This window comes from Geothrix sp. 21YS21S-2, assembly GCF_030846775.1.
Classification (GTDB): Bacteria; Acidobacteriota; Holophagae; order Holophagales; family Holophagaceae; genus Mesoterricola.
The window spans coordinates 2,241,180-2,260,436 of record NZ_CP132910.1 but is presented as its reverse complement, the minus strand read 5'-3'; the positions used below and the strand labels follow the sequence as shown (position 1 = coordinate 2,260,436).

Annotated in this window: 19 protein-coding genes and 1 tRNA gene; 13 read left to right on the top strand and 7 right to left on the bottom strand. The window is 69.0% G+C overall.

The window, feature by feature from the left end; translation table 11 throughout:
• Position 1: 1 nt before the first annotated feature.
• Positions 2 to 913, bottom strand: a complete 912-nt coding sequence (locus RAH40_RS10020) for a prohibitin family protein (RefSeq protein ID WP_306601968.1) — start codon at positions 911 to 913, stop codon at positions 2 to 4.
• A gap of 224 nt (positions 914 to 1,137) precedes the next feature.
• Here RAH40_RS10020 and RAH40_RS10015 point away from each other — a divergent pair, with 224 nt between their 5' ends.
• Positions 1,138 to 2,319, top strand: a complete 1,182-nt coding sequence (locus RAH40_RS10015; protein ID WP_306601967.1) for a diguanylate cyclase — start codon at positions 1,138 to 1,140, stop codon at positions 2,317 to 2,319.
• A gap of 59 nt (positions 2,320 to 2,378) precedes the next feature.
• Positions 2,379 to 3,080, top strand: coding sequence for an AAA family ATPase (locus tag RAH40_RS10010; protein WP_306601966.1), 702 nt, complete (start codon positions 2,379 to 2,381; stop codon positions 3,078 to 3,080).
• A 1-nt stretch (position 3,081) separates the two neighbouring features.
• Here RAH40_RS10010 and RAH40_RS10005 read toward each other — a convergent pair whose 3' ends face one another.
• Positions 3,082 to 3,327, bottom strand: coding sequence for a hypothetical protein (locus tag RAH40_RS10005; protein ID WP_306601965.1), 246 nt, complete (start codon positions 3,325 to 3,327; stop codon positions 3,082 to 3,084).
• Positions 3,328 to 3,562: 235 nt separating this feature from the next.
• On the opposite strand from RAH40_RS10005, the gene RAH40_RS10000 reads away from it, so the two are divergent.
• On the top strand, positions 3,563 to 4,525 hold the full coding sequence (locus RAH40_RS10000; protein WP_306601964.1) for a serine O-acetyltransferase: 963 nt from the start codon (positions 3,563 to 3,565) through the stop codon (positions 4,523 to 4,525).
• Positions 4,526 to 4,540: 15 nt separating this feature from the next.
• On the opposite strand, the gene RAH40_RS09995 is transcribed toward RAH40_RS10000, so the two are convergent.
• The 3 genes from RAH40_RS09995 to RAH40_RS09985 form a co-directional block, all read right to left on the bottom strand.
• A complete protein-coding gene (locus tag RAH40_RS09995) occupies positions 4,541 to 5,203 on the bottom strand; it encodes a MarC family protein (protein WP_306601963.1) in 663 nt (220 codons plus the stop codon).
• 57 nt (positions 5,204 to 5,260) lie between these two features.
• Complete coding sequence (locus RAH40_RS09990) at positions 5,261 to 7,753, bottom strand: prolyl oligopeptidase family serine peptidase (protein ID WP_306601962.1); 2,493 nt, start codon at positions 7,751 to 7,753, stop codon at positions 5,261 to 5,263.
• Between the two features lie 133 nt (positions 7,754 to 7,886).
• Positions 7,887 to 7,961: transfer RNA gene (locus RAH40_RS09985), tRNA-Thr, on the bottom strand.
• Positions 7,962 to 8,093: 132 nt separating this feature from the next.
• On the opposite strand from RAH40_RS09985, the gene RAH40_RS09980 reads away from it, so the two are divergent.
• The 10 genes from RAH40_RS09980 (at position 8,094) to RAH40_RS09935 (ending at position 18,201) form a co-directional block, all read left to right on the top strand.
• Positions 8,094 to 9,422 (top strand): PhoH family protein, encoded by a 1,329-nt coding sequence (locus RAH40_RS09980; RefSeq protein ID WP_306601961.1) that lies wholly within the window; start codon positions 8,094 to 8,096, stop codon positions 9,420 to 9,422.
• A gap of 10 nt (positions 9,423 to 9,432) precedes the next feature.
• Positions 9,433 to 9,936 (top strand): hypothetical protein, encoded by a 504-nt coding sequence (locus RAH40_RS09975; RefSeq protein WP_306601960.1) that lies wholly within the window; start codon positions 9,433 to 9,435, stop codon positions 9,934 to 9,936.
• Positions 9,937 to 9,976: 40 nt separating this feature from the next.
• The gene (tyrS, locus tag RAH40_RS09970) at positions 9,977 to 11,167 is read left to right on the top strand and encodes a tyrosine--tRNA ligase (RefSeq protein WP_306601959.1); all 1,191 of its coding nucleotides are present in this window, start codon (positions 9,977 to 9,979) and stop codon (positions 11,165 to 11,167) included.
• Positions 11,164 to 12,891, top strand: coding sequence for a hypothetical protein (locus RAH40_RS09965; RefSeq protein ID WP_306601958.1), 1,728 nt, complete (start codon positions 11,164 to 11,166; stop codon positions 12,889 to 12,891). Before tyrS ends, RAH40_RS09965 begins: the two co-directional genes overlap by 4 nt.
• 155 nt (positions 12,892 to 13,046) lie before the next feature.
• Positions 13,047 to 13,904 carry a septal ring lytic transglycosylase RlpA family protein gene (locus RAH40_RS09960; protein WP_306601957.1) on the top strand — a complete coding sequence of 286 codons (858 nt, stop codon included), beginning with the start codon at positions 13,047 to 13,049 and terminating at the stop codon, positions 13,902 to 13,904.
• Positions 13,894 to 14,631, top strand: coding sequence for a 2-C-methyl-D-erythritol 4-phosphate cytidylyltransferase (locus RAH40_RS09955; RefSeq protein ID WP_306601956.1), 738 nt, complete (start codon positions 13,894 to 13,896; stop codon positions 14,629 to 14,631). Before RAH40_RS09960 ends, RAH40_RS09955 begins: the two co-directional genes overlap by 11 nt.
• Before the next feature lie 54 nt (positions 14,632 to 14,685).
• On the top strand, positions 14,686 to 15,606 hold the full coding sequence (gene lpxC / locus RAH40_RS09950; protein ID WP_306601955.1) for a UDP-3-O-acyl-N-acetylglucosamine deacetylase: 921 nt from the start codon (positions 14,686 to 14,688) through the stop codon (positions 15,604 to 15,606).
• 82 nt (positions 15,607 to 15,688) lie between these two features.
• Positions 15,689 to 16,936: an HAD family hydrolase gene (locus tag RAH40_RS09945; protein ID WP_306601954.1), complete on the top strand. Its 1,248-nt coding sequence runs from the start codon at positions 15,689 to 15,691 to the stop codon at positions 16,934 to 16,936.
• On the top strand, positions 16,933 to 17,556 hold the full coding sequence (locus RAH40_RS09940; protein WP_306601953.1) for a hypothetical protein: 624 nt from the start codon (positions 16,933 to 16,935) through the stop codon (positions 17,554 to 17,556). Before RAH40_RS09945 ends, RAH40_RS09940 begins: the two co-directional genes overlap by 4 nt.
• A 9-nt stretch (positions 17,557 to 17,565) precedes the next feature.
• A complete protein-coding gene (locus RAH40_RS09935; protein WP_306601952.1) occupies positions 17,566 to 18,201 on the top strand; it encodes a HisA/HisF-related TIM barrel protein in 636 nt (211 codons plus the stop codon).
• Between the two features lie 3 nt (positions 18,202 to 18,204).
• Here the strand turns inward: RAH40_RS09935 and RAH40_RS09930 are convergent, their stop codons facing one another.
• Positions 18,205 to 18,519, bottom strand: a complete 315-nt coding sequence (locus RAH40_RS09930; protein WP_306601951.1) for an addiction module antidote protein — start codon at positions 18,517 to 18,519, stop codon at positions 18,205 to 18,207.
• A gap of 29 nt (positions 18,520 to 18,548) precedes the next feature.
• The gene (locus tag RAH40_RS09925; protein ID WP_306601950.1) at positions 18,549 to 18,839 is read right to left on the bottom strand and encodes a type II toxin-antitoxin system RelE/ParE family toxin; all 291 of its coding nucleotides are present in this window, start codon (positions 18,837 to 18,839) and stop codon (positions 18,549 to 18,551) included.
• Positions 18,840 to 19,257 lie beyond the last annotated feature (418 nt).

Below are 19,257 nucleotides of genomic sequence, written 5' to 3'. Positions count from 1 at the left end.
CCTACTTCTTCGAAGGCATCTGGATCAGGGGCGTGGCGCCGCCGCCGCCCGTGATGATCAGGTTGCCCTTCTCCCCGACGTAGCGCAGGGCCTGGATGCGCTGGTACTCCAGGATCTGCGGCGTGAGGGAGGCCGACACGATCTGCTGGGCGCGGGCCTGGCCCTCGGCCTCGATGCGCTTGCGTTCCGCCTCCTGCTTCTCCTTCTGGAGGACGAAGGTCATCTTCTGGGCCTCCTGGTCCGCGGCGATCTTGTCGTTGATGGCCTTGGTGATCTGGTCCGGAAGGAGGACGTTCCGGAGCAGCATCTGCTCGAGGATGATGCCGCGCTCGGCGAAGGCCGTCTTCAGGGTCTTGCTCACGTTGTCCACGAAGCCCTGGCGGTGCGAGGTGTAGAGCTCGGTGGCGGTGAGGCCCGCGGCCGAATCCCGCAGCGAGGTGCGGATCTGGCCGCGGATGATGATGCCCTCCACGTCGGGTCCGATCTGCCTGTAGATGGCGGGGACCTTCTCCTGCTCCAGGTGGTAGAAGACGGAGACGTCCAGCTTGACGGTGAGGCCGTCGGAGGTGATCACGGGAATGGCGTCGTCGCCCTTCTTCTGGCCCTCGTCGCCGATGCCCGACATGGTGTAGTTGCGGGTGCGCACCTCCATGGTCTGCACTTCGGAGAAGGGGTTGATGAAGTGGAGGCCCGAGGGAAGCGCGTCATCCTTGACCTTGCCGAAGAGGATCACCACCCCCGCCTGGCCGGGATCCACGATCTTGGCCATGGACGCCACCAGCAGGACCGCCCCCGCGACCCAGGCCACGATGTGGAGAAGACCCAGCCGCTGGGACATGGGGAAGCCCATCTGGGCCTTGGCCCGCCAGGCCACGAAGCCGGCGATGAAGAGAAGCACTGCGATGAACACCATGGTCGGCTCCGGAAACAAGGTCGGTTGTAAGCTTCATTTCGGGATAAGCCTAACACCTTGAGAAATTCACGGCGCGTGGAACCGGGCATTGGACGGAATGGTGATTAAATAATAATAATCTATCTTTTTTACCTGACGAACCCACTATCCATTGACGGGAATCGTCGTCTATTCGAATATTGAACACTTTCCCCGGGTGAAGGCCGGCCCCCCACAGGAACCCCATGACCCCGCCGCTTGCGGCCATCTTCGCCCTGGATGTCCGAACCGTCCTGGTGCTGCTCTTCACGGGAAACGCCGCCATGGCGGCGCTGATCTTCCTGTTCGAGTGGTTCACGGCCGAATCCGGGCACCGGCATCCGCTGCACTGCTATGCCCTGGCCCGGCTCCTGCAGTCCCTGGCCTGGCTCCTGATGCTCCAGCGGGAGGTGCTGCCCGGCATCCTCGCCGTCCTGGCCGCCAACAACCTGCTCCTGGCCGGCTTCTTCCTGGAATCCATGGTGGCGCTGGAACTGGCCCGCATCGAGAGGCCCACCGCGCGCCGGGTCCACCTCGTCCTTTCCGCTTCGGGCCTCCTGCTCATGAACCTGGTGACCCTCGCCCTGGGCGCCCCCGGCTACCGCATGGCGGCCACGTCGCTGGGGGTGGGGCTGTGCATGGCGATCCCCTCGATCCTCTTCGTCACGGATCCCCGGGAATCGGCGTTCCGCCGGGTCCTGGGCACCGGCAACCTCGTCTTCATCGGGGTCCTGGGGGTGCGGGCCGTCCTGGCCACCCTGGACAGCACCTTCAACCTGTTCTCCACCGGCCTGGTGCAGAGCCTCACCTTCTTCCTCCTGATCCTCATGATGGTGGTCGGGGGGGCGGTGGTCCTGCTCATCGCCAAGGAGGACGCGGACCGCGAGCTCCGGGAGCTGGCCACCCAGGACTCCCTCACGGGCCTTTCCAACCGGCGGACCTTCACGTCCCAGGCCGCCCGCGTCCTGGCCTACCACCAGCGGTACGGCCTGGAGGCCTCCGTCCTGTTCATCGACATCGACCACTTCAAGGCCGTCAACGACCGGCACGGCCACGCCGCGGGGGACCTCGTGATCCAGCATCTGGCCGAGGTGCTGCGCCGCACGATCCGGGAATTCGACCTCCACTGCCGGTACGGCGGGGAGGAGTTCGTCCTCCTCCTGCCCAATTCCTCCCTGGCCGAGGGCCTCCACGTGGCCGAGCGCATCCGCGAGGAGGTCGCCCACGCCGGTGGCGTCACGGTGCCCTACACCGTCAGCGTGGGGCTCGCCTCCAGCCAGGCCCAGGCGCGGGATCCCCTGGAGGACCTCCTGGCGCGCAGCGACGCGGCCCTCTACCGGGCCAAGAAGGCCGGCCGGAACCGCGTGGAGGTGGATGGCGGGTCGTAGGGACCTATAATTGCGGTGATTCCTTCCATGCTTGGGCCGGCATCCCCGGGAGGTGCGCCATGACGTCCGGAACGAACCTGCCTGCCAGCGTGCAGGAGCGCCTGTCGGGGTGGGTGGCCATCCAGGAGCGGCGGGGCCAGGCTCCCGTGAAGGCCCGGCCGGGACCCGTCGTCACGCTTTCCCGGGCCTACGGCTGCGAGGCCTTCGCGGTGGCCCAGCGCGTGCAGGAGCTGTTCACCGGGAGCGCGGGCGAGCCCTGGAGCATCTGGGACAAGGCCCTCCTGGACAAGGTTGCCCAGGATGAGGGCATCGCCAAGAGCCTCCTGGACGACCTGGGGGACGCCACCCGGAGCCTGGAGGCCTTCGGCTTCCGTCCCAGGGGCGGGGTCACCCACGACGAGCTGTTCGACAAGGTGGCCGAGACGGTCCTGAAGGTCGCCCGCCAGGGCAACGCCATCATCGTCGGGCGCGGCGGGGCCGTGCTCTGCCGGAGCCTGGACAATGCCTTCCATTTCAGGCTGGACGCCAGCCACGCGTGGCGGGTGGACTCCCTGGTGCGCCGCATGGGGGGAACCCGGGCCGAGGCCGAACACCTCATCCGGGACGAGTCGAGGCTGCGGGAACAGTACATCCAGGAGCGCCTGGGCGCCGACATCGCCGACCCCGTCCACTACGACGCGGTGTTCAACAACGAGCGCCACACCGCCCGCCAGGTGGCCGCCGCCATCCATGCCTACGTCCTGAGCGCCTGGAAGGGCTGACTCAGAACCGGAAGCCCGCGGGCAGGCCGGGCAGTCCCCGGGGGGGCTCCGGCTGGCCGGGGCGGACCAGGCGGTAGGCCTCGCCGGGCTTGCCCGGACGCGGGGGCGGCCCTTCCTGGGTCAGGGCCACCGGGCGTTGCGGGGCCGCGGGCCGCAGGGCCGTCCAGGGCGGGGCGTCCGCACGCTGGGGCTGGAACATCCAGGCGGTGGCCAGGCAAAGCATCAGCCACCCTTCGCGCATGGGCATGGTTCCTCCTGGAATCGGTCAGGGTCCTGGGTCGGGACTGTATGAGAAGATTATAGGATTTGGAGAAAAGCTGGCGAGGGGTTGGGAACAATTTATCTGCTGAAGGCATTCTTGGCTTGATGAGTTGCTCAATTCAATTTATATCCAATAATCTACTAATTGATCCCTGGGCCCCTCCCCTGGGCCCCTTGGCGCCTTGTGTATTCTGGTTCCAGAACTTCCGCAGAGGATTCCCATGAACCCAGCAACGCGACCGGAGCAAGGGAATCCAGCCCCCCTGGGCCCCGTGGTGGAGGCCCTCTGCCGTGCGGGCATGGGCTGGGAGGGGGCCCACTCCAAGCCGAACCTCCGCCGCGAATTCCCGTCCCGGCAGGCGGTGGTGGACCTGGTGGAGGATCTGCGGTCCGTGCTCTTCCCCGGCTACTTCGGCCCCTCGGAGCTCACCGCCGAGACCATGGGCTTCCATGCGGGCGCCGCACTCGACCGCATCCTCCACGGCCTCCAGGAACAGATCCGGCGCGGCTTCTGCGCGACCTCCGGCAACGGCGGGGAGCCCTGCACGTCCCCGGAACGCGCCCGCGCCCTGGCGGAGACCTTCATCACCCGCCTGCCCGAGGTGCGCCGCATGCTGGGCACGGACGTGGAGGCCGCCTACGAGGGCGACCCCGCCCTCACCAACCCCGACGAGGCCATCTTCTGCTACCCGGGGATCCTGGCGGTCACCAGCCAGCGCCTCGCCCACGAGCTGCACGTGCTCGGCGTCCCCCTCATCCCCCGCATGATCACCGAGCACGCCCACAGCGTCACCGGCATCGACATCCATCCCGGCGCGCGCATCGGGGAGGGCTTCTTCATCGATCACGGCACCGGCGTGGTCATCGGCGAGACCACCATCATCGGCCGCAAGGTCCGCCTCTACCAGGGCGTCACCCTGGGCGCCAAGAGCTTCCCGCTGGACGAGCACGGCAACCCCATCAAGGGCGTGGACCGGCACCCCATCGTGGAGGACGACGTGACGATCTACTCCAACGCCACGATCCTCGGCCGCATCACCCTGGGCCGGGGCTCCACCATCGGCGGCAACGTCTGGCTCACCCAGAGCGTCCCCGCCGGGGCGATGGTCACGCAGCTGTCGCAGTACACCGCCACGCAGATCCACGGGGCCTACAGTCCTTCCTGGTCGTCCTGGATGATCTAGTTCGGCGCCCCGCGATCAGGGTTCCGCCGCCACCCCCGGATTCCGGATCTCCGCCGCCACCTCCTTCACCCCGTTGATGAGGAACTGCATGGCCACGGCGGCCAGGATCAGGCCCATCAGCTTCGTGACGATCTTCGTCCCCGTGCTCCCCAGCCGGTCCGTGATCCAACGCGCCTGCAGGAGGAAGAGGTGGATCAGCCATCCGTTCACCAGGATCGCGGCCAGCAGCACCAGGGCCTCGGAGATGCTCAGGCCGGCGATGAAGCCCATCACCGTCGAGATGGTGCCGGGGCCGGCCAGCATGGGGATGCCCAGGGGGATGACGGCGATGTCGGAGGACTTGGGCTTCTCGTGGGTGGCGTCCTTGAGGTGGGGGTCCTCGCCGTAGAGCATGCCCATCGCGGAATACATCACGAGGATGCCGCCCACGAACCGCATGGCCAGGGCGGTGAAGCCGAAGACCCCGAAGACCACCTTGCCCAGGAGCGCGAACCCCACCATGACGCAGGTGGCGGTGAGGCTGGCCCGGAAGGCGGTCTGGCGCACCTTGGCGCGGTCCCAGCCGGCGGTGAGGCCGGAGAAGATGACGGCGGCGCTGGTGGGGTTGATCACCGAGAACAGGGAGGTGAAGACCCCCAGGGCGAAGGCCAGGGTGGGGAAGGGGCGCAGGTGGAACATGGGCGATTCTAGCGCGGAAACGCCCCGGCGCCCTGGGGCGCCGGGACGGGTCCCCCTTCACGGGCGGGGCGGGGCGTTCTTCACGTAGGTGTCGAACCAGGTGAGCATCTCATAGACCAGATGCTCGTTGGATTCCCTCGCGGTGTACCAGTGCGGCTCGTGGGGCAGCATGACGAGCCGGGTCGTGCCGCCGTTGCCGCGGATGGCCTCGAACAGCTTCGTGGCCTGGAGCGGCGTGGTGCCGGGGTTGGCGTCGTCGGCGCCGTGGACGATGAGGAGGGGGGTCTTCACCTTGTCGGCGAAGAAGAAGGTGGACACCTGCCGGTACACCTCCGGGGCCTCCCACACGGACCGCCGCTCGCTCTGGAAGCCGAAGGGGGTCAGGGTCTTGTTGTAGGAGCCGCTGGTGGCCACGCCGGCCCGGAACAGGCTGGAGTGGGCCACCAGGTTGGCCGTCATGAGGGCGCCGTGGCTGTGGCCGGTGACGCCGATGCGGGCGGGATCGGCCACGCCCAGTTCGACCGCCTTGTCCACCGCGGCCTTGGCATCGGCCACCAGCTGCTCCAGGTAGGTGTCGTAGGCCTTCTTCGGATCGCCCACCACGGGGAAGGAGGCGTCGTCGATGATGGCGTAGCCGGCCATCAGCAGCAGCCGGTAGTCCCGCAGGCGGGTGAAGGTGTACTGGGAACCCGTGATCTGGCCGGCCTTGGAAGGATCGGCGTAGTCCAGCGGGTAGGCGTAGAGGATGGTGGGCACGCGGGTGCCCTCCTGGTAGCCGGGAGGGGTGTAGAGGGTGAAGGACAGGTCAAGGCCGTCGGCCCGCTTGTAGGTCACCAGGCGCTTCCTGATCTGCCGGACCGCCGGAGTGGGATCGGGAATGTGGGTGAACGGCGAGCGCTTGGAAACGAAGACCGCCTCGCCTGCGGGGGCCTTGCAGGCGGCGCCCAGCGTGCGGATGAAGGCGTTGGGCGGGTCGGCCGGCGTCTGGTGCCAGGTCAGGAAGGTCCTGGACCCGGGGCCCGTGAAGGCGAGGAAGCGCTCGAATTCGGTCTTCCCGCTGCGGAACAGCCGCTCCGTCTTGAGGGTCCCGAGATCGAGCCGGTCGAGGAAGGGCCGTTCCCCGTCGGGGGAGGCGCCCATGCCCGACAGGAAGATGGAATCGCCCTCCTGGCGCAGCACCGCCGCCCCGTTGGGCAGCTGGCGCCAGACGGGGTTTCCGGGGTGTGCATACTGCTCGTCGGTGGACAGGTCCCACAGCAGGCGGGGCGCCTTCTTCGGGTTGTCGAAATCGACGATGAAGGCGCGGAACCAGTGGCGGTTGTTGTCGTACTCGTAGAGGAGCGCGAGTCCGGGCTGCTCGCCCCACGCCAGGCCCGCGAAGCGCTGCTCGGTGCGGAAGGCCTCCGCCGGGGGCGCGGTGAAGGGGGCCCTCTGGACCATGACCTTGTCCCGGTGGGGGACCTTCACGTCCCAGTCGCCCCTGTCCAGGGCCTCGGCCCAGGTGAGGGTGGCGGGGTCCGTGGCCCGCCAGGCGAAATCCCGGGGTCCCATCGGCTCGCCATGGACCGGAACGCGGTCGGCCAGGGGCAGGGAAGCGATGGGATGGCTGGCCGCGACGGCCCGGCCGGCCAGGTCCCAGACCTCGACCTGGCGGGGGAAGCGCTCGAAGGTCGTGACGTAGGAATAGGGCTTGCGCAGGGTCGAAACCAGGACATGGGCGCCGTCGGGCGAAGGGCTCAGCTCCAGGAGGCGGTCCGCCTTGCCCAGCGGGGTGACGGCGCCGGTCTCCGCGTCGACCAGGGCCGCCTGGGAGGTGCCGTAGTAGTCGAACAGGTCCTCGTCGTGGGCGCTGCCCAGCGTGTCGCGGTTCTCGTAGGTGCTGCTCTGCCCCTTGCCGCCGATGGACTCCTGGATGCTGGGCCCCGCGGGGACCGCGGGCTTCGGAGGGGGCGCGCCCTGGCCGGCGGGCACCAGCTTGACCAGGAGGGTCTTCTGGTCGGGCATCCACTGGAGTTCGCCGCCGAGCATGGGGTTCAGCCTGGCCGCGGGAACGCGGCGCACGGCGCCGGTGGTGCCGTCGCCCACCCACAGCTCCACCGATTCATCGGCCACGTTGTGGAAGGCGAAGCGCCGTCCGTCGGCGCTCCACACCGGGCCTCCCGGGGAGCCCCCCTTGGGCAGGTCCACGTGGATGGGGGCGCCGTCGGGAAGCCGCATCAGGTCGTAGCTCCGGGCCGAGGGGGTGATGCCGTAGCCCCCGGGCGTGTCGTGCCTGCTGTGGTTCCTCGGCTCCACCCGCACTCCCGCCAGGCGCAGGAAGGGCGCGGCGACGCGGCCGATGGAGGGATAGGATTCCCAGGCCACCAGCAGCATGCGGTCGCGGGTGGGGTTGAGGTACGGGACCGGAGCCGAGGGCGCCCGCATGACGTCGAGGATGGCCTGCGATGGCTGCCGGTAGCCCGGGCCGGGTCCCTGGGCTAGGCCGGCGAAATGGAGGGTGGCGCACAGCAGGATCGCCTTGCCGGCGACCTCGATCCGTCCAGGGGACATGGGAACCTCGTGGCTGGGGGTTGGGGTGGTGCGAATCCCCCAAGTCTCACATCCGCCCGCCCGGTTTTCCAGGCGGAACCGCTCTCCAGGCATGGAAAAACCCTCCAGGGCGAAGGGCCTTGGAGGGCTGGTCTGGAGCCGGTAGAGGGATTTGAACCCCCGACCTACGGTTTACGAAACCGTTGCTCTACCCCTGAGCTATACCGGCTGGTCCTGTCGGGCAGGACCCCTAGACTAACGCGGCCCGGGCCCTCCGTTCAAGCCTCCAATTGGGCGGCACCCTCCCGCGGGGACGGTGCTAGGCTTCAGCAGAGCGCCCCAACTGATGGAGGTTCCCAAGATGGTCGCATCCAGCAAGAAAGTGTTCGTCCTGGATACCAACGTCCTCCTGCATGACCCCGCCGCCATCTTCCACTTCCAGGAACATGAGGTAGTCATCCCGATCGTGGTCATCGAGGAGATCGACACCTTCAAGAAGGACCAGACGGAGATCGGCCGCAACGCCCGCAACGTCTCGCGCCAGCTGGACTGGCTCCGGGCCCAGGGCAACCTGGCCGCCGGGGTGCCGCTGGAAGGGGGCGGGTCCCTGAAGGTGGACGTGGCCCACCACCCCCTGGACCTGACCATCACGACGCTGGACAAGCACAAGGCGGACAACCAGATCCTGGCCTGCGCCCTGGCGCTCCTGGGCACCCGCAAGGAGAAGGTGGTCATGGTGTCCAAGGACACCAACCTGCGCATCAAGGCCGATGCCCTGGGCCTTTCGGCCGAGGACTACACCACCGACCGGGTGGCCCTGGACGAGCTCTACACCGGCACCGCCACCTGGACCGTGGACCCCGTGAAGGTGGACCAGCTCTTCGACGGCGGGCTCCTGCCCGAGCCGGACCAGTTCCTGAACCCCAACCAGTTCGTGACCCTGGTGGACCGCTCCAACGAATCCCACACGGCCCTGGGCCGGTTCTACGCCTCCGACGGCCGCGTGCACCCCCTCAAGCGCCTGGAGATGCCCCCCTGGGGCGTCAAGCCCCGCAACCGCGAGCAGCAGTTCGCCCTGGACCTCCTCCTGGACGATTCCATCCAGGTCATCACCCTCATGGGCAAGGCCGGCACCGGCAAGACCCTCCTGGCCATCGCCGCGGGCCTCCAGCAGGTGGTGGACGAGGAGCGGTTCAACAAGCTCCTGGTGAGCCGCCCCGTGATGCCCCTGGGCCGCGACCTGGGCTTCCTGCCCGGCGACATCAGCGAGAAGCTGCGGCCCTACATGCAGCCCATCTACGACAACCTGGACTTCATCGTGGCCGCCAACATGGAGCAGCGCCGCCGGTCCTCCATGACCCCGGCCCAGCTCGAGGAGGGCGGCTACATGGCCGTCGAGCCCCTCACCTACATCCGCGGGCGCAGCATCCCGAACCAGTACATCATCGTGGACGAGGCCCAGAACCTCACGCCCCACGAGGTCAAGACCATCCTCACCCGCGCCGGGGACGGCACCAAGATCGTGTTCACCGGGGACCCCTTCCAGATCGACAACCCCTACGTGGACGCCTCCAGCAACGGCCTCAGCTACCTGGCGGAGCACTTCAAGCACCTGGAGCTCTCCGGCCACGTGACCCTGGTGAAGGGCGAGCGGAGCAAGATGGCCGAACTGGCCAGCAACCTTCTGTAGGAGCGCGACCATGCCCGATTCCTCCTGGGACCAAGCGGCGGCCCCGCCCCCCAAGAAGGGGCTCTCCCTCTTCGGCAAGGTGGCCATCGGCTGCGGCGGGGCCCTGCTGTGCTTCCTCCTGGCCATCGGGGCCATGGCCTGGCTCGTCTTCAGCAAGGCCACCAAGGCCCTGGACCAGGGCTGGGCCGAGCTGCACACCGAGCTCCGGAGCCTGCGCACCGAGCAGGGGGCCCGGACCCTCTACCGGGAGAACCCCGGACTCGCCCAGAACTACCCCACCGAGGAGGAGTTCGTGAAGGCCTCGGCGGAATGGCGCTCCAAGCTGGGCGACATCCCGGAAAAGCGCCCGGACCTCAAGAAGATGCTGGAGGGCAGGGCCCCCGGGGGCATCAACATCCGCCGCCGGGACGCCGGGGGCCGGAAGTCGCTCAGCATCAGCATGCGCATGTCCACCGGGGCCACCCTGACGGTGGAACTGGAGAACGACAAGCTTGTGGACATCCAGGTCGACTGAACCGCTGGAGAAATACGGCCGGATAAGCCAATATGCTTGCATGGTAAATGCTTCTCCCCTGGATGCCCTGGACCTGCTCAAGAAAGGTACGGTCACGTGCCACACGGAGGAATTGCTGCTGGCGCGCCTGCGCACCGGCAAGCCCCTTCGCGTGAAGGCCGGCTTCGATCCCACCGCCCCCGACCTGCACCTCGGCCACGGCGTCCTGCTGCGCAAGATGGCCCAGTTCCAGGAGCTGGGTCATACCGTGATCTTCCTCATCGGCGACTTCACGGGCCTGATCGGCGACCCCACCGGCAAGAAGGCCACCCGGCCCCCCCTCACCCGGGACGAGGTCCTGGCCAACGCCGAGACCTACAAGACCCAGGTCTTCAAGGTCCTGGACCCCGCCCTCACCGAGATCCGCTTCAACAGCGAATGGATGGGCGGCCTCCACGGCGAGGACTGGATCCGCCTCGCCAGCCGCTTCACGCTCGCCCAGATGCTGGAAAGAAATGACTTCCAGAAGCGCATGAACGCCAACGAACCCATCGCCCTCCACGAGCTGCTGTACCCCCTCGTGCAGGCCTACGACTCCGTGGCGCTCCAATGCGACGTGGAACTGGGCGGCAACGACCAGCTCTTCAACCTCATGAAGGGCCGCGACCTGCAGGCCGCGCTCGGCCAGCCCCCCCAGGTGGTGCTCACCGTGCCCCTGCTGCTGGGCCTGGACGGCGTGGAGAAGATGAGCAAGTCCCTGGGCAACTACATCGGCTTCATGGAGGACGCCGACACCCAGTTCGGCAAGGCCATGAGCATCTCCGACGAGAACATGTGGAGCTGGTGGCTCCTGCTCACCGACCTCCTGCCCCGGGAGATCGAGGTCCTCAAGCAGGGCCACCCCATGGACGCCAAGAAGGGCCTGGCCCGGGAGATCGTGGGCCAGTTCCACGGCAAGGCCGAGGGCCTGGCCGCGGAGGAGCGCTGGGTGAAGCGCTTTTCCGAACGGAAGACCGACGACGCCCCCGAGGTCGAGGTTGCCGCCTTCCAGGGCGAGAGCCTGGCCAGGCTCCTCGCGGAGCGGGGCATGGCCGCCTCCCGCAAGGAGGCCGAGCGCCTCATCCAGCAGGGGGCCGTGAGCCTGGACGGCGTCAAGGTGCAGGACCCCCGGCTTGCCGTGGAGCTGGCCGCGGGCCAGTCCCTGCTGGTGAAGGCGGGCAAACTGAAGCTTCAGAGGTGGGTGGTGCGATGAGCTTGCTGGCCCTCCAGGATCTTTTCCGGCGGTACCGAGACAGGGCGACGGGGGTCTGGAAGCTGGGCCAGGACCCGAGCCGCACCATCTACTTCGACTACGGGGACACCGTCTTCGCGCAGAGCACGCACCTGGCGGACCGGCTCACCACCATCCTGGTGGAGCGGGGCCGCATCACCCAGGCGCAGATGGACTATGCCCTGGCCAACCTCAAGCCCGGCATCAGCATCGGCAAGAACCTCATCGAGATGGGCTTCATCACCCAGCGCGACCTGCTGGACGTGGCCAAGGTGCAGGTGGAGCGCATCATCCACGGCTGCCTCGCCCATCCGGACATGCTGCCGGTCTTCGAGGCCCGGGAGCTGGACGCCCACGTGGTGCGCCTGCCCCTGAACACCGCCCAGCTGCTCCTGGGCGGCATGCTGGCCATCCAGGACCGGGAGCCCCTCCTGGAGCTGCTGGGCCCCCTCAACCAGGTGGTGGTCCTCCAGGGCAAGAGCCTCCTGGACCTCACCCTGCCGCCGGACCTGGGACGGCTCACCACCCTCCTGGACGGCACCCACACCCTGCTGGAGCTGAGCCGCGAGGCCCAGGCCGAGCCCATGCGCGTGGGGGCCTTCGCCCTGTTCCTCCGGGAGATGGGCTGGGCCCGGCTCCACGAGATGCCCCCCGTGGACAAGCAGGCCCTGGACCTGGCCCTGTCCCCGGAACCTGAGCCCCTTTCCGTTCCGTTGACCGAGCCTCCGGTGGAAGCGGCGCCCTCCCTCTTCGCGACCATCCAGGAAGCCGCACGGCCCACCACCAACCTGGAGCACCTCTCCCAGGCCCTGGACGAGGAGCCGCCCCCCGCACCCGAACCCCTCTACCTCCCCGAGGGCCTCCAGGTCCCCGGCATCCCCGAAGCCCCGCCCGAGCCCGAGGTGCACGTGGAGACCGGCCAGGCCGACCTCCCCACCCCCTCCGTGGAACTGCCCCCCCTGCCGGAGGCCGTGCCCGAGGAGCCGCGGGTGATGCTGACGGTCCCCCCGGAGGAGGCCCCGGAGGACCTGCCGCCGCCCGAACCCGAACTTCCGCGGCCATCCAGCCTCCGCTGGGCGGTGGTGGGCCTCCTGGCGGCAGCCTGCCTTCTAGGCGGCTTCTTCTGGATGCGCCGGCGGGGCCGCCCGCCCGTGCCCAAGCCCCTTCCCGGGGAACCGGCCCAGCCGGTGGCCGTCAAGCCCAAGGCCGAACCCGCCCCGGCCATCGCCGTGCCCCCGCCCGCCGAACCCCCCAAGGCCGACCCCCCCCCGGCGGAACCCGCCAGGCCCGAACCCAAACCCGAACCCAAGCCCGAGCCCAAGGCCGAGCCCAAGGCCAAACCCGTGGGCGCCAGCATCTCCGAGCGCCTGGAAGCCCTGCGCAAGGGCGACCTGGTCAAGGCGGTGGCCCAGGGCGCACAGCGGGTGAAGGACGCGCCGGCCGGCCACTACGTCCTGCGCCTGGAGATCGCCTGCCAGGGCGAGACCATCCGCCGGGTCTCCGAACTCTTCAAGGGCGACAAGCCCGACCTCTTCATCCTCCCCATGACCCTCCGGGACGGGCGGACCTGCTACCAGGTGCTCTACGGCAACTTCCCCGGCAAGGAGGCGGCCGAGAAGGAGCTGAAGCGCCTCCCCGCCGCCTTCCAGGGCGAGAAGAACCGTCCGAAGCTCTTCACGTTCTCCGAAATCCCCAAAGCCCAGTAAAAATATTCTGCAGTATATTACTCGACATACTCGATTAAGGCCGCGAATTTGTAAATTTGATACACCGCTTGGCTGGATGTCAATTTACAAATGCAAGGAAATGGTTAATATGGAACCTTGGGACGAAAACCGCCCAAAGATCTTTCCGGAGAACCATGGACTTCAATGCGCTGTGCACTCAGAACTGGAGCAGGCATTTCAGCATCTGGATCGAAGACATCCAGGTGGTCTGCCACCCCGTCGTCACGGCGCCCTTCGGCCTCCAGGTGAACCTCCTCCGGAAGGCCCGGTCCCTGAGCCGCTATACGGCCGTGGTGGTGGTCCTCCTCTTCTCCCTGCACTGCACCCGGCCCCAGGCCACCCCCGTCGCGTCCTTCCCGGACGTCCCGGCGGCCGAGGAGCCTAGCGATCATGCGGACGCCAAGGTCTACACTGAGACCGGCGAAGCCAGCTGGTACGGCGGCGACGACGGCTTCGCCGGCCGGGCCACCGCCAACGGCGAGACCTTCGACCCCCGCGAGCTCACCTGCGCCCACCGCACGCTGCCCTTCGGCGCGAAGATCGAGGTGCGGAACCTGGACACCGGCAAGCGCGCCGTGCTGCGGGTGAACGACCGCGGTCCCTTCATCCGGGGACGCATGCTGGACGTGTCGGAGCGGGCCGCCAAGGAACTGGGCATGCACGGCCGCGGCACCTCCCGGGTCCGCATCACCTCCGTGGACACCAAGGGCAAGCCGGCCCCCATCGATCCCGCCACCCTGCTGGGCGACGCCTACACGGTCCAGGTGGCCGCCCTCTCCGACCCCGCCAACATCGCCCGCATCTCCAAGGAGCTGCAGTCGGCCGTGGGCCCCGTGAACCTCGTGGAGGCCCGGACCCAGGGCGGTGTGACCGTCAAGCGGGTGCGGGTGGGCAGCTACGCCACCCAGGACGAGGCCCAGAAGGCCTCGGACCTCATCTCCAAGCTGTTCCGGGACCGGGGCCTCGAGCCCTTCATAACGCGTGAGAATTGACCGGCCTTTCCTGGTGATCCCCGCCGGCGGGCGGGGCGTGCGCATGGGCGGCGGAACGCCCAAGCAGTTCCGGGACTGGGGCGGTGTCACCCTTCTCGAGGCCACGGTGCGGGCCTTCCTCGCCCCCGGCATGCCGGACCTGGCGGGCATCGCCCTGGCCGTGCCCGAGGATCGCCTGGACGAGGTGCGGGCCTGGCGCTTCGGCCTTCCCCACTGGACCGTGGTGGGGGGCGCGACCCGGCAGGCGTCCGTGGCCCTGGCCCTGGCCGCCCTTCCCGACGTCCCCTCGGCCCCCGTTCTCATCCACGATGCCGTGCGCCCGTTTCCGCCCGCCTTTCCCGTCCAGGAGGCCCTGGCCGCCCTGGAGGCTTGGGATGGCGCGGTGCTGGGCGAACCTTCGACGGATACCCTCAAGCGGGTGGACGCCCAGGGCCGGATCCTCGGCACGGAACCCCGGGAGGGCATCTTCCGGGCTCAGACGCCCCAGGTCGCACGGCTGTCCCTTTGGTTGGACGCCTTCCGGTGGGCCGCGGACCAGGGGTTCGCCGCCACCGACGACGTCTCCCTGCTGGAGGCCAAGGGCCTGCGCGTGAAGCTCATCCCGTCGCCCCCCACGAACCTCAAGCTGACCACCCCGGAGGATTGGGACCGCTGGCATCCAGGAACCACAGGGTGTGGTGGATCGGCCCACAGTCGGGGCGGTCCCGTAGCGAATCAAGGCCTTTAGATTCAAGCATTAACGATTGGGCATGGTTCTTGCTGTAAACCGGGCGAGGATTTTATGCACCGGAACCGCCACGCCCAGACGCTCCGCCAGGCCGCGACACTGTCGGGCCGGGGGCTCCACGGCGACCTCCCCTGCACCGTGGTGCTCCGGCCTGCGGAACGGGCCTCCGGCATCACCTTCGTCCACACCCCCACGGGCGTGGAGATCCCCGCGCTCGCCGAGTTCGTGGGCGACTGCAGCCTGGCCACCTCCCTGACCCGGGACGGCGTCCGCCTCCAGACCGTCGAGCACCTCCTCTCGGCCCTCATGGGCCTGGGCATCGACCACGTCACCATCGAGGTGGACGGCGAGGAGCTCCCCATCCTGGACGGCTCCTCCGAGCCCTGGGTCCGCCTGATCCTCGAGGCCGGCATCCGCCCCATGGCCATCTGGCCCCGCACCCTGCGGATCCTCAAGCCCGTGGAAGTGCGCATGGGCGACAAGTGGATGCGCGTGTCCCCCTGGAACGGACTGCGGCTGGCCTACACCATCGTCTACGACAACCCCTACATCGGGCGCCAGAGCCGCGAGCTGACCCTAACCACGGAGAAGTACGTCCGCGAGCTGGGGCTGGCCCGCACCTTCTGCCTGGAGAGCGACATCAACTTCATGCGTTCGCGGGGGCTCGCCAAGGGCGGCAGTCTGGACAATGCGGTGGTTTTCGGAGCCAACGGCCCCCTCAACGAGTCCCTGCGTTTCGAGGACGAGGCCGTCCGCCACAAGATGATGGACCTGGTGGGCGACCTGGCCCTCCTGGGCGCCCCCCTGGAAGGCTTCGTGGAGGCCCACTGCGCCGGCCACGCCGTCCACGTGGCGCTGGCCAAGGCCATCCTCGCCGATCCCACCGCCTGGACCTGGGCGGATTCCGAGGCCGGCGTCAGGCCCAGGAAGCTTTTTGCCCAGGGCCTTCCCGCCGCCCACGCCATCCCCGCCTGATTTCCCCGCTCCCGTCCCGGCGGCCCTGGGCTAAGCTGGAAGGGTGAAGGCATCGGGAGAAGGCGCAGTGGAGAGACGTGACATGGCGGTGCTCGGCGCCCCGCCGGGCGGAGCCCTGGCGGGAACGTCCATCGATGCCCTGCTGGAGGCCCTGCTGCGGGGCCGGGCCCCGAAGCGGGTCTGGGTGGCGGAATCCCTGCGGCCCGCGTGGGAGGACCGGATCCGGGCCGCCGGCGCCGAGTGCCGCTCCCTCTGGCTGGAAGGGCGGGAGGTGCTGAACACCCTCATGGACGCCGCCGCCGAGTGCGGTCCCCAGGAACAGATCTGGTTGAACCTGGACCGCACCCCGGCCCTGGACACCATGGACCTGCTCACCCTGGACGCCTTCCTGGCCTTCGCCGCAACCCGGCCCCACCCCCCCCTGGCGGTGCTCCTGCGGGACGACGCGCCCGGCCTGGTGCGCACCCAGCGCCTGGCGGTGGACCGGCACGGCATCGTGCTGCTCCTCCGGGAGGGCCCATACGGGGCTTGCGCCCTGGGCCGGCCCGAGGTGCTCGCGAGCCTGGGCGCTGCGGCCGGCGGCAGCCTGCCCGCGACCTTCGCCACCGCCACCCGGGAGCGCCAGCTCCTGGCCCTGGACGTGGACGGCGTCCTCATCGATCCGGGCCGTTCCTTCGTGGAGGCCGTATCCGCCGCCCTGGCCGAGCTGGCCCCGGCCCTGGTGTGGGATGACGAGCACTTCGCCGCCTTCAAGCGGGTGGGGGGCTTCAACAACGACTTCCGGCTCACCGCCGGGGCCCTGGCCCTGGCCGAGATCGGCGGCCTGGACGATCTCCGGCACGCCACCGGCAAGGGCTTCCCCCACCTGGAGCCCCGCATCCGGGAACTCGAGCCCCGCTGCCAGGACGTGGTGCAGAAGCACTATGCCAGGACCCGGCGCATGGAGCGCCCCATGGTCAGCCGGGAGGACCTGGACGCCTTCCCCGGGGACCTGGCCATCTTCACCGGGCGCCCCCCGGACGAGCTCACCCTCGCCTTCCAGGTGCTGGGCTTCCGCATCCCCGCCGTGTCCGACAGCGCACCCCACCTGCGCAAGCCCAGGGCCGAAGGCCTCATCCAGCTGGCCGACGCCTTCCGGAGCACCCGGGTGGTCTTCGTGGGCGACACCTGCGACGACGCCTCGGCGCTGCGCGGCGCCCGGGCCCTGTGCCCCGGCGTGGACTGGGTGTTCGCCGCCGTGGGCCCGGACCGCCAGTGGGTCGCCGGGGAGGAGGACCTCCAGGCCCCCCGCCTCAAGGACCTCCTGCGCACCCTGGGCTCCCGGCCGTGATCACCCTCATCGGCCCGGGCGCCGCAAGCCTGCACACCCTGGAAGGGGCCCTGGACCACCTGGGCTTCGAACACCGGCGGGCCCCGGACCCCGGTTCAGCCGCTTCGGCCGGCCCTCTGGTGATCCTGGGCTCCGGCCCCTTCGACCCCGCCTGCGCCGCCCTGAAGGCGAGCGGCTGGTGGTACGAACTGCCTCAGCTGGCCGCCGCCGGCCGCCCGGTTCTGGGCATCGGCCTGGGCCTCCACCTGCTGGCCGAAGGGAGCGAGGAATCCCCCCGGGGCACCGGCCTGGGGCTGATCCCCGGCATCGTGCGGAGCCTGGGCCCCGGGGTGAAGCTCCCCCACGACGGCTGGACGGTCATCACCCGGCACAGCCCCCACCCCGTCATCCCCGAGGCCAAGGGGGCCTGGCTCTACTTCAAGCACGCCCATGCCCTGGAGCCCGGCAGCCGCACCCTGCACACCGCCGTCCACGGCCGTCCCTTCTCCGTGCTGGAGATGCGCGGCCAGACCCTGGGCCTCCAGGCCCATCCCGAGAAGTCCGGCGCCTTCGGCCTGGCCTTCCTGGAAAGGATCCTGGCCGGCCTGGGCGAATTCCCCGCCGCCCGCGCCGGCAACTGAGGTCCGAAAATGGATGCCAAACGTCTGGTCCCGGTGCTCCACGTCCTGGAAGGCCGCGTGGTGGACCCCGCCGACGCCGCCGACCTGGGCGCCCCCATCGACTGGGCCCGCCGCCTGGAACTGGAGGGCGCCGACGGCCTCCTGTTCGTGGAACTGGGCCGGGGAAGGCGCCTGCGCCAGGCCTGGATGCTGGACGTGGCCCGTGCCCTCTTCCTCCCCTTCGCCCTGGAGGCCCCCTTCCAGGACCCCGCCGAGCTCCAGGAGGCCCTGGAGGACGGCGCCGACCGCGTGGTGCTCCCGGCCCGGGACCTGGACGCCCTGGACGCCGCCCGCTTCGGCCGCGCCCGGATCACCGCCTCCCTGGAGGCCGCCTGGTCCGGCGGCTGGGACGCGGCCCTGGAGGACCTGCGCAACCTGGGCGGGGCAGGGGAGATCCTCCTCAAGGCCGGCGACCGCCACCTGGCCGATCTCTGCGCCCGGGCCGCCCACCTGCCGACCCCCATCCTGCTCGCCTGCTCCGACCCCGCCCTGGCCGTGGAGGCCCTGGCACACGGGGCGGATGGCATCGCCTATCCCGCGGCGCTGATGACCGCGGGGGCGTTCAAGGAACGGCTGGAACCTGCGGGGATTCCCCTGAGGCGGTAGATCCTAGGCGGAGGCGTGGAGGTGGAGCCCCAGGGCCCTCACAACCTTGATGAACGTCTCGAGTTCAGGATTCCCTTCCCCCGAAAGGGCCCGGTAGAGGGATTTTTCATTCAGCCCGGTGACCTTGGCGATCCTTGCCATTCCCTGGGCGCGGGCGATCGCCCCGAGCGCGGCGGCGATGACCCGGGGGTGCCCGTCCTCGAGGGCGGCCTCGAGGAGCGCGGCCATGCGTTCCGGTGAAACCAGGTTGGAGGCGGGGTCGTAGGGCGTGGTGACCGTTTTTCCCGGGCGCGCCACTCGGGGGGTTCGTGAGGTCATGGGTTTGGGGGATTCCATTGGGGACACCTTCACAGGGCATTGGCCAACTTGATGGCATTTCGGATGTCCTTGGCCTGGGTGCTCTTGTCTCCACCGGCAAGGATTAGGATCAGGGTGTCTCCTTGTCTTGTGAAATTCACCCGGTAACCGGGGCCATAATCGATTCGCAGCTCGGAAACGCCATGCCCCACCGGCTTGGCATCCCCTGCAAGGCCAATAGCGAGACGGAAGAGCCGAGTCTTGATGCGGGCGTAAGCCTGGGAATCCTTTAAGTTATCAAGCCACTTCTGAAACTGGAGCGTTTTGCGGACTTCGCTCATGGGACTATAGTCGCTCAAAAGCGACAGTCCGGCGAGGTGCATTTCGGTCCGTAGAACCAAGGTCCGCATGAATTAGACTTGGTTATGCCCCCCACCAGCCGTTACGCCGCGATGGCCCTCGTCAGCTTCCTGTTGCCCGTCCACGCCCAGGACACCCTGGAAGGCGCCCTCAAGAACGTCCGGCCCGGGGACTTCGCCCTCCTCATCCGCGCGGAGGACAACAGCGCCTTCGTGGCCCAGTGGGACGAGGATGCGCTGCGGCTCCGCATCGAGGGCCAGTTGCACCGCACTGTTCTGGGACCCCAGACGGCGGCGAAGCTCTGGAAGGCCCACGGCTGGGGGAACGGGATCGGCTGGATCCTGGTGGACGACCGGGGTGCCGAACTGGATGCCGGCACCGGCGCGCTCTACGGGACCC

What these genes read in the sequence shown, in the direction of transcription:
- RAH40_RS09980 (WP_306601961.1), top strand. Translation starts at nt 8,094, where the DNA reads ATGGTCGCATCCAGCAAGAAAGTGTTCGTCCTGGATACCAACGTCCTC.
- RAH40_RS09945 (WP_306601954.1), top strand. Translation starts at nt 15,689, where the DNA reads ATGGCGGTGCTCGGCGCCCCGCCGGGCGGAGCCCTGGCGGGAACGTCC.
- RAH40_RS09925 (WP_306601950.1), bottom strand. Translation starts at nt 18,839, where the DNA reads ATGAGCGAAGTCCGCAAAACGCTCCAGTTTCAGAAGTGGCTTGATAAC.
- RAH40_RS09960 (WP_306601957.1), top strand. Translation starts at nt 13,047, where the DNA reads ATGGACTTCAATGCGCTGTGCACTCAGAACTGGAGCAGGCATTTCAGC.
- RAH40_RS10005 (WP_306601965.1), bottom strand. Translation starts at nt 3,327, where the DNA reads ATGCCCATGCGCGAAGGGTGGCTGATGCTTTGCCTGGCCACCGCCTGG.
- RAH40_RS09965 (WP_306601958.1), top strand. Translation starts at nt 11,164, where the DNA reads ATGAGCTTGCTGGCCCTCCAGGATCTTTTCCGGCGGTACCGAGACAGG.
- RAH40_RS09930 (WP_306601951.1), bottom strand. Translation starts at nt 18,519, where the DNA reads ATGACCTCACGAACCCCCCGAGTGGCGCGCCCGGGAAAAACGGTCACC.
- tyrS (WP_306601959.1), top strand. Translation starts at nt 9,977, where the DNA reads ATGGTAAATGCTTCTCCCCTGGATGCCCTGGACCTGCTCAAGAAAGGT.
- RAH40_RS09990 (WP_306601962.1), bottom strand. Translation starts at nt 7,753, where the DNA reads ATGTCCCCTGGACGGATCGAGGTCGCCGGCAAGGCGATCCTGCTGTGC.
- RAH40_RS09975 (WP_306601960.1), top strand. Translation starts at nt 9,433, where the DNA reads ATGCCCGATTCCTCCTGGGACCAAGCGGCGGCCCCGCCCCCCAAGAAG.
- RAH40_RS10000 (WP_306601964.1), top strand. Translation starts at nt 3,563, where the DNA reads ATGAACCCAGCAACGCGACCGGAGCAAGGGAATCCAGCCCCCCTGGGC.
- RAH40_RS09995 (WP_306601963.1), bottom strand. Translation starts at nt 5,203, where the DNA reads ATGTTCCACCTGCGCCCCTTCCCCACCCTGGCCTTCGCCCTGGGGGTC.
- lpxC (WP_306601955.1), top strand. Translation starts at nt 14,686, where the DNA reads ATGCACCGGAACCGCCACGCCCAGACGCTCCGCCAGGCCGCGACACTG.
- RAH40_RS10020 (WP_306601968.1), bottom strand. Translation starts at nt 913, where the DNA reads ATGGTGTTCATCGCAGTGCTTCTCTTCATCGCCGGCTTCGTGGCCTGG.
- RAH40_RS09935 (WP_306601952.1), top strand. Translation starts at nt 17,566, where the DNA reads ATGGATGCCAAACGTCTGGTCCCGGTGCTCCACGTCCTGGAAGGCCGC.
- RAH40_RS10010 (WP_306601966.1), top strand. Translation starts at nt 2,379, where the DNA reads ATGACGTCCGGAACGAACCTGCCTGCCAGCGTGCAGGAGCGCCTGTCG.
- RAH40_RS10015 (WP_306601967.1), top strand. Translation starts at nt 1,138, where the DNA reads ATGACCCCGCCGCTTGCGGCCATCTTCGCCCTGGATGTCCGAACCGTC.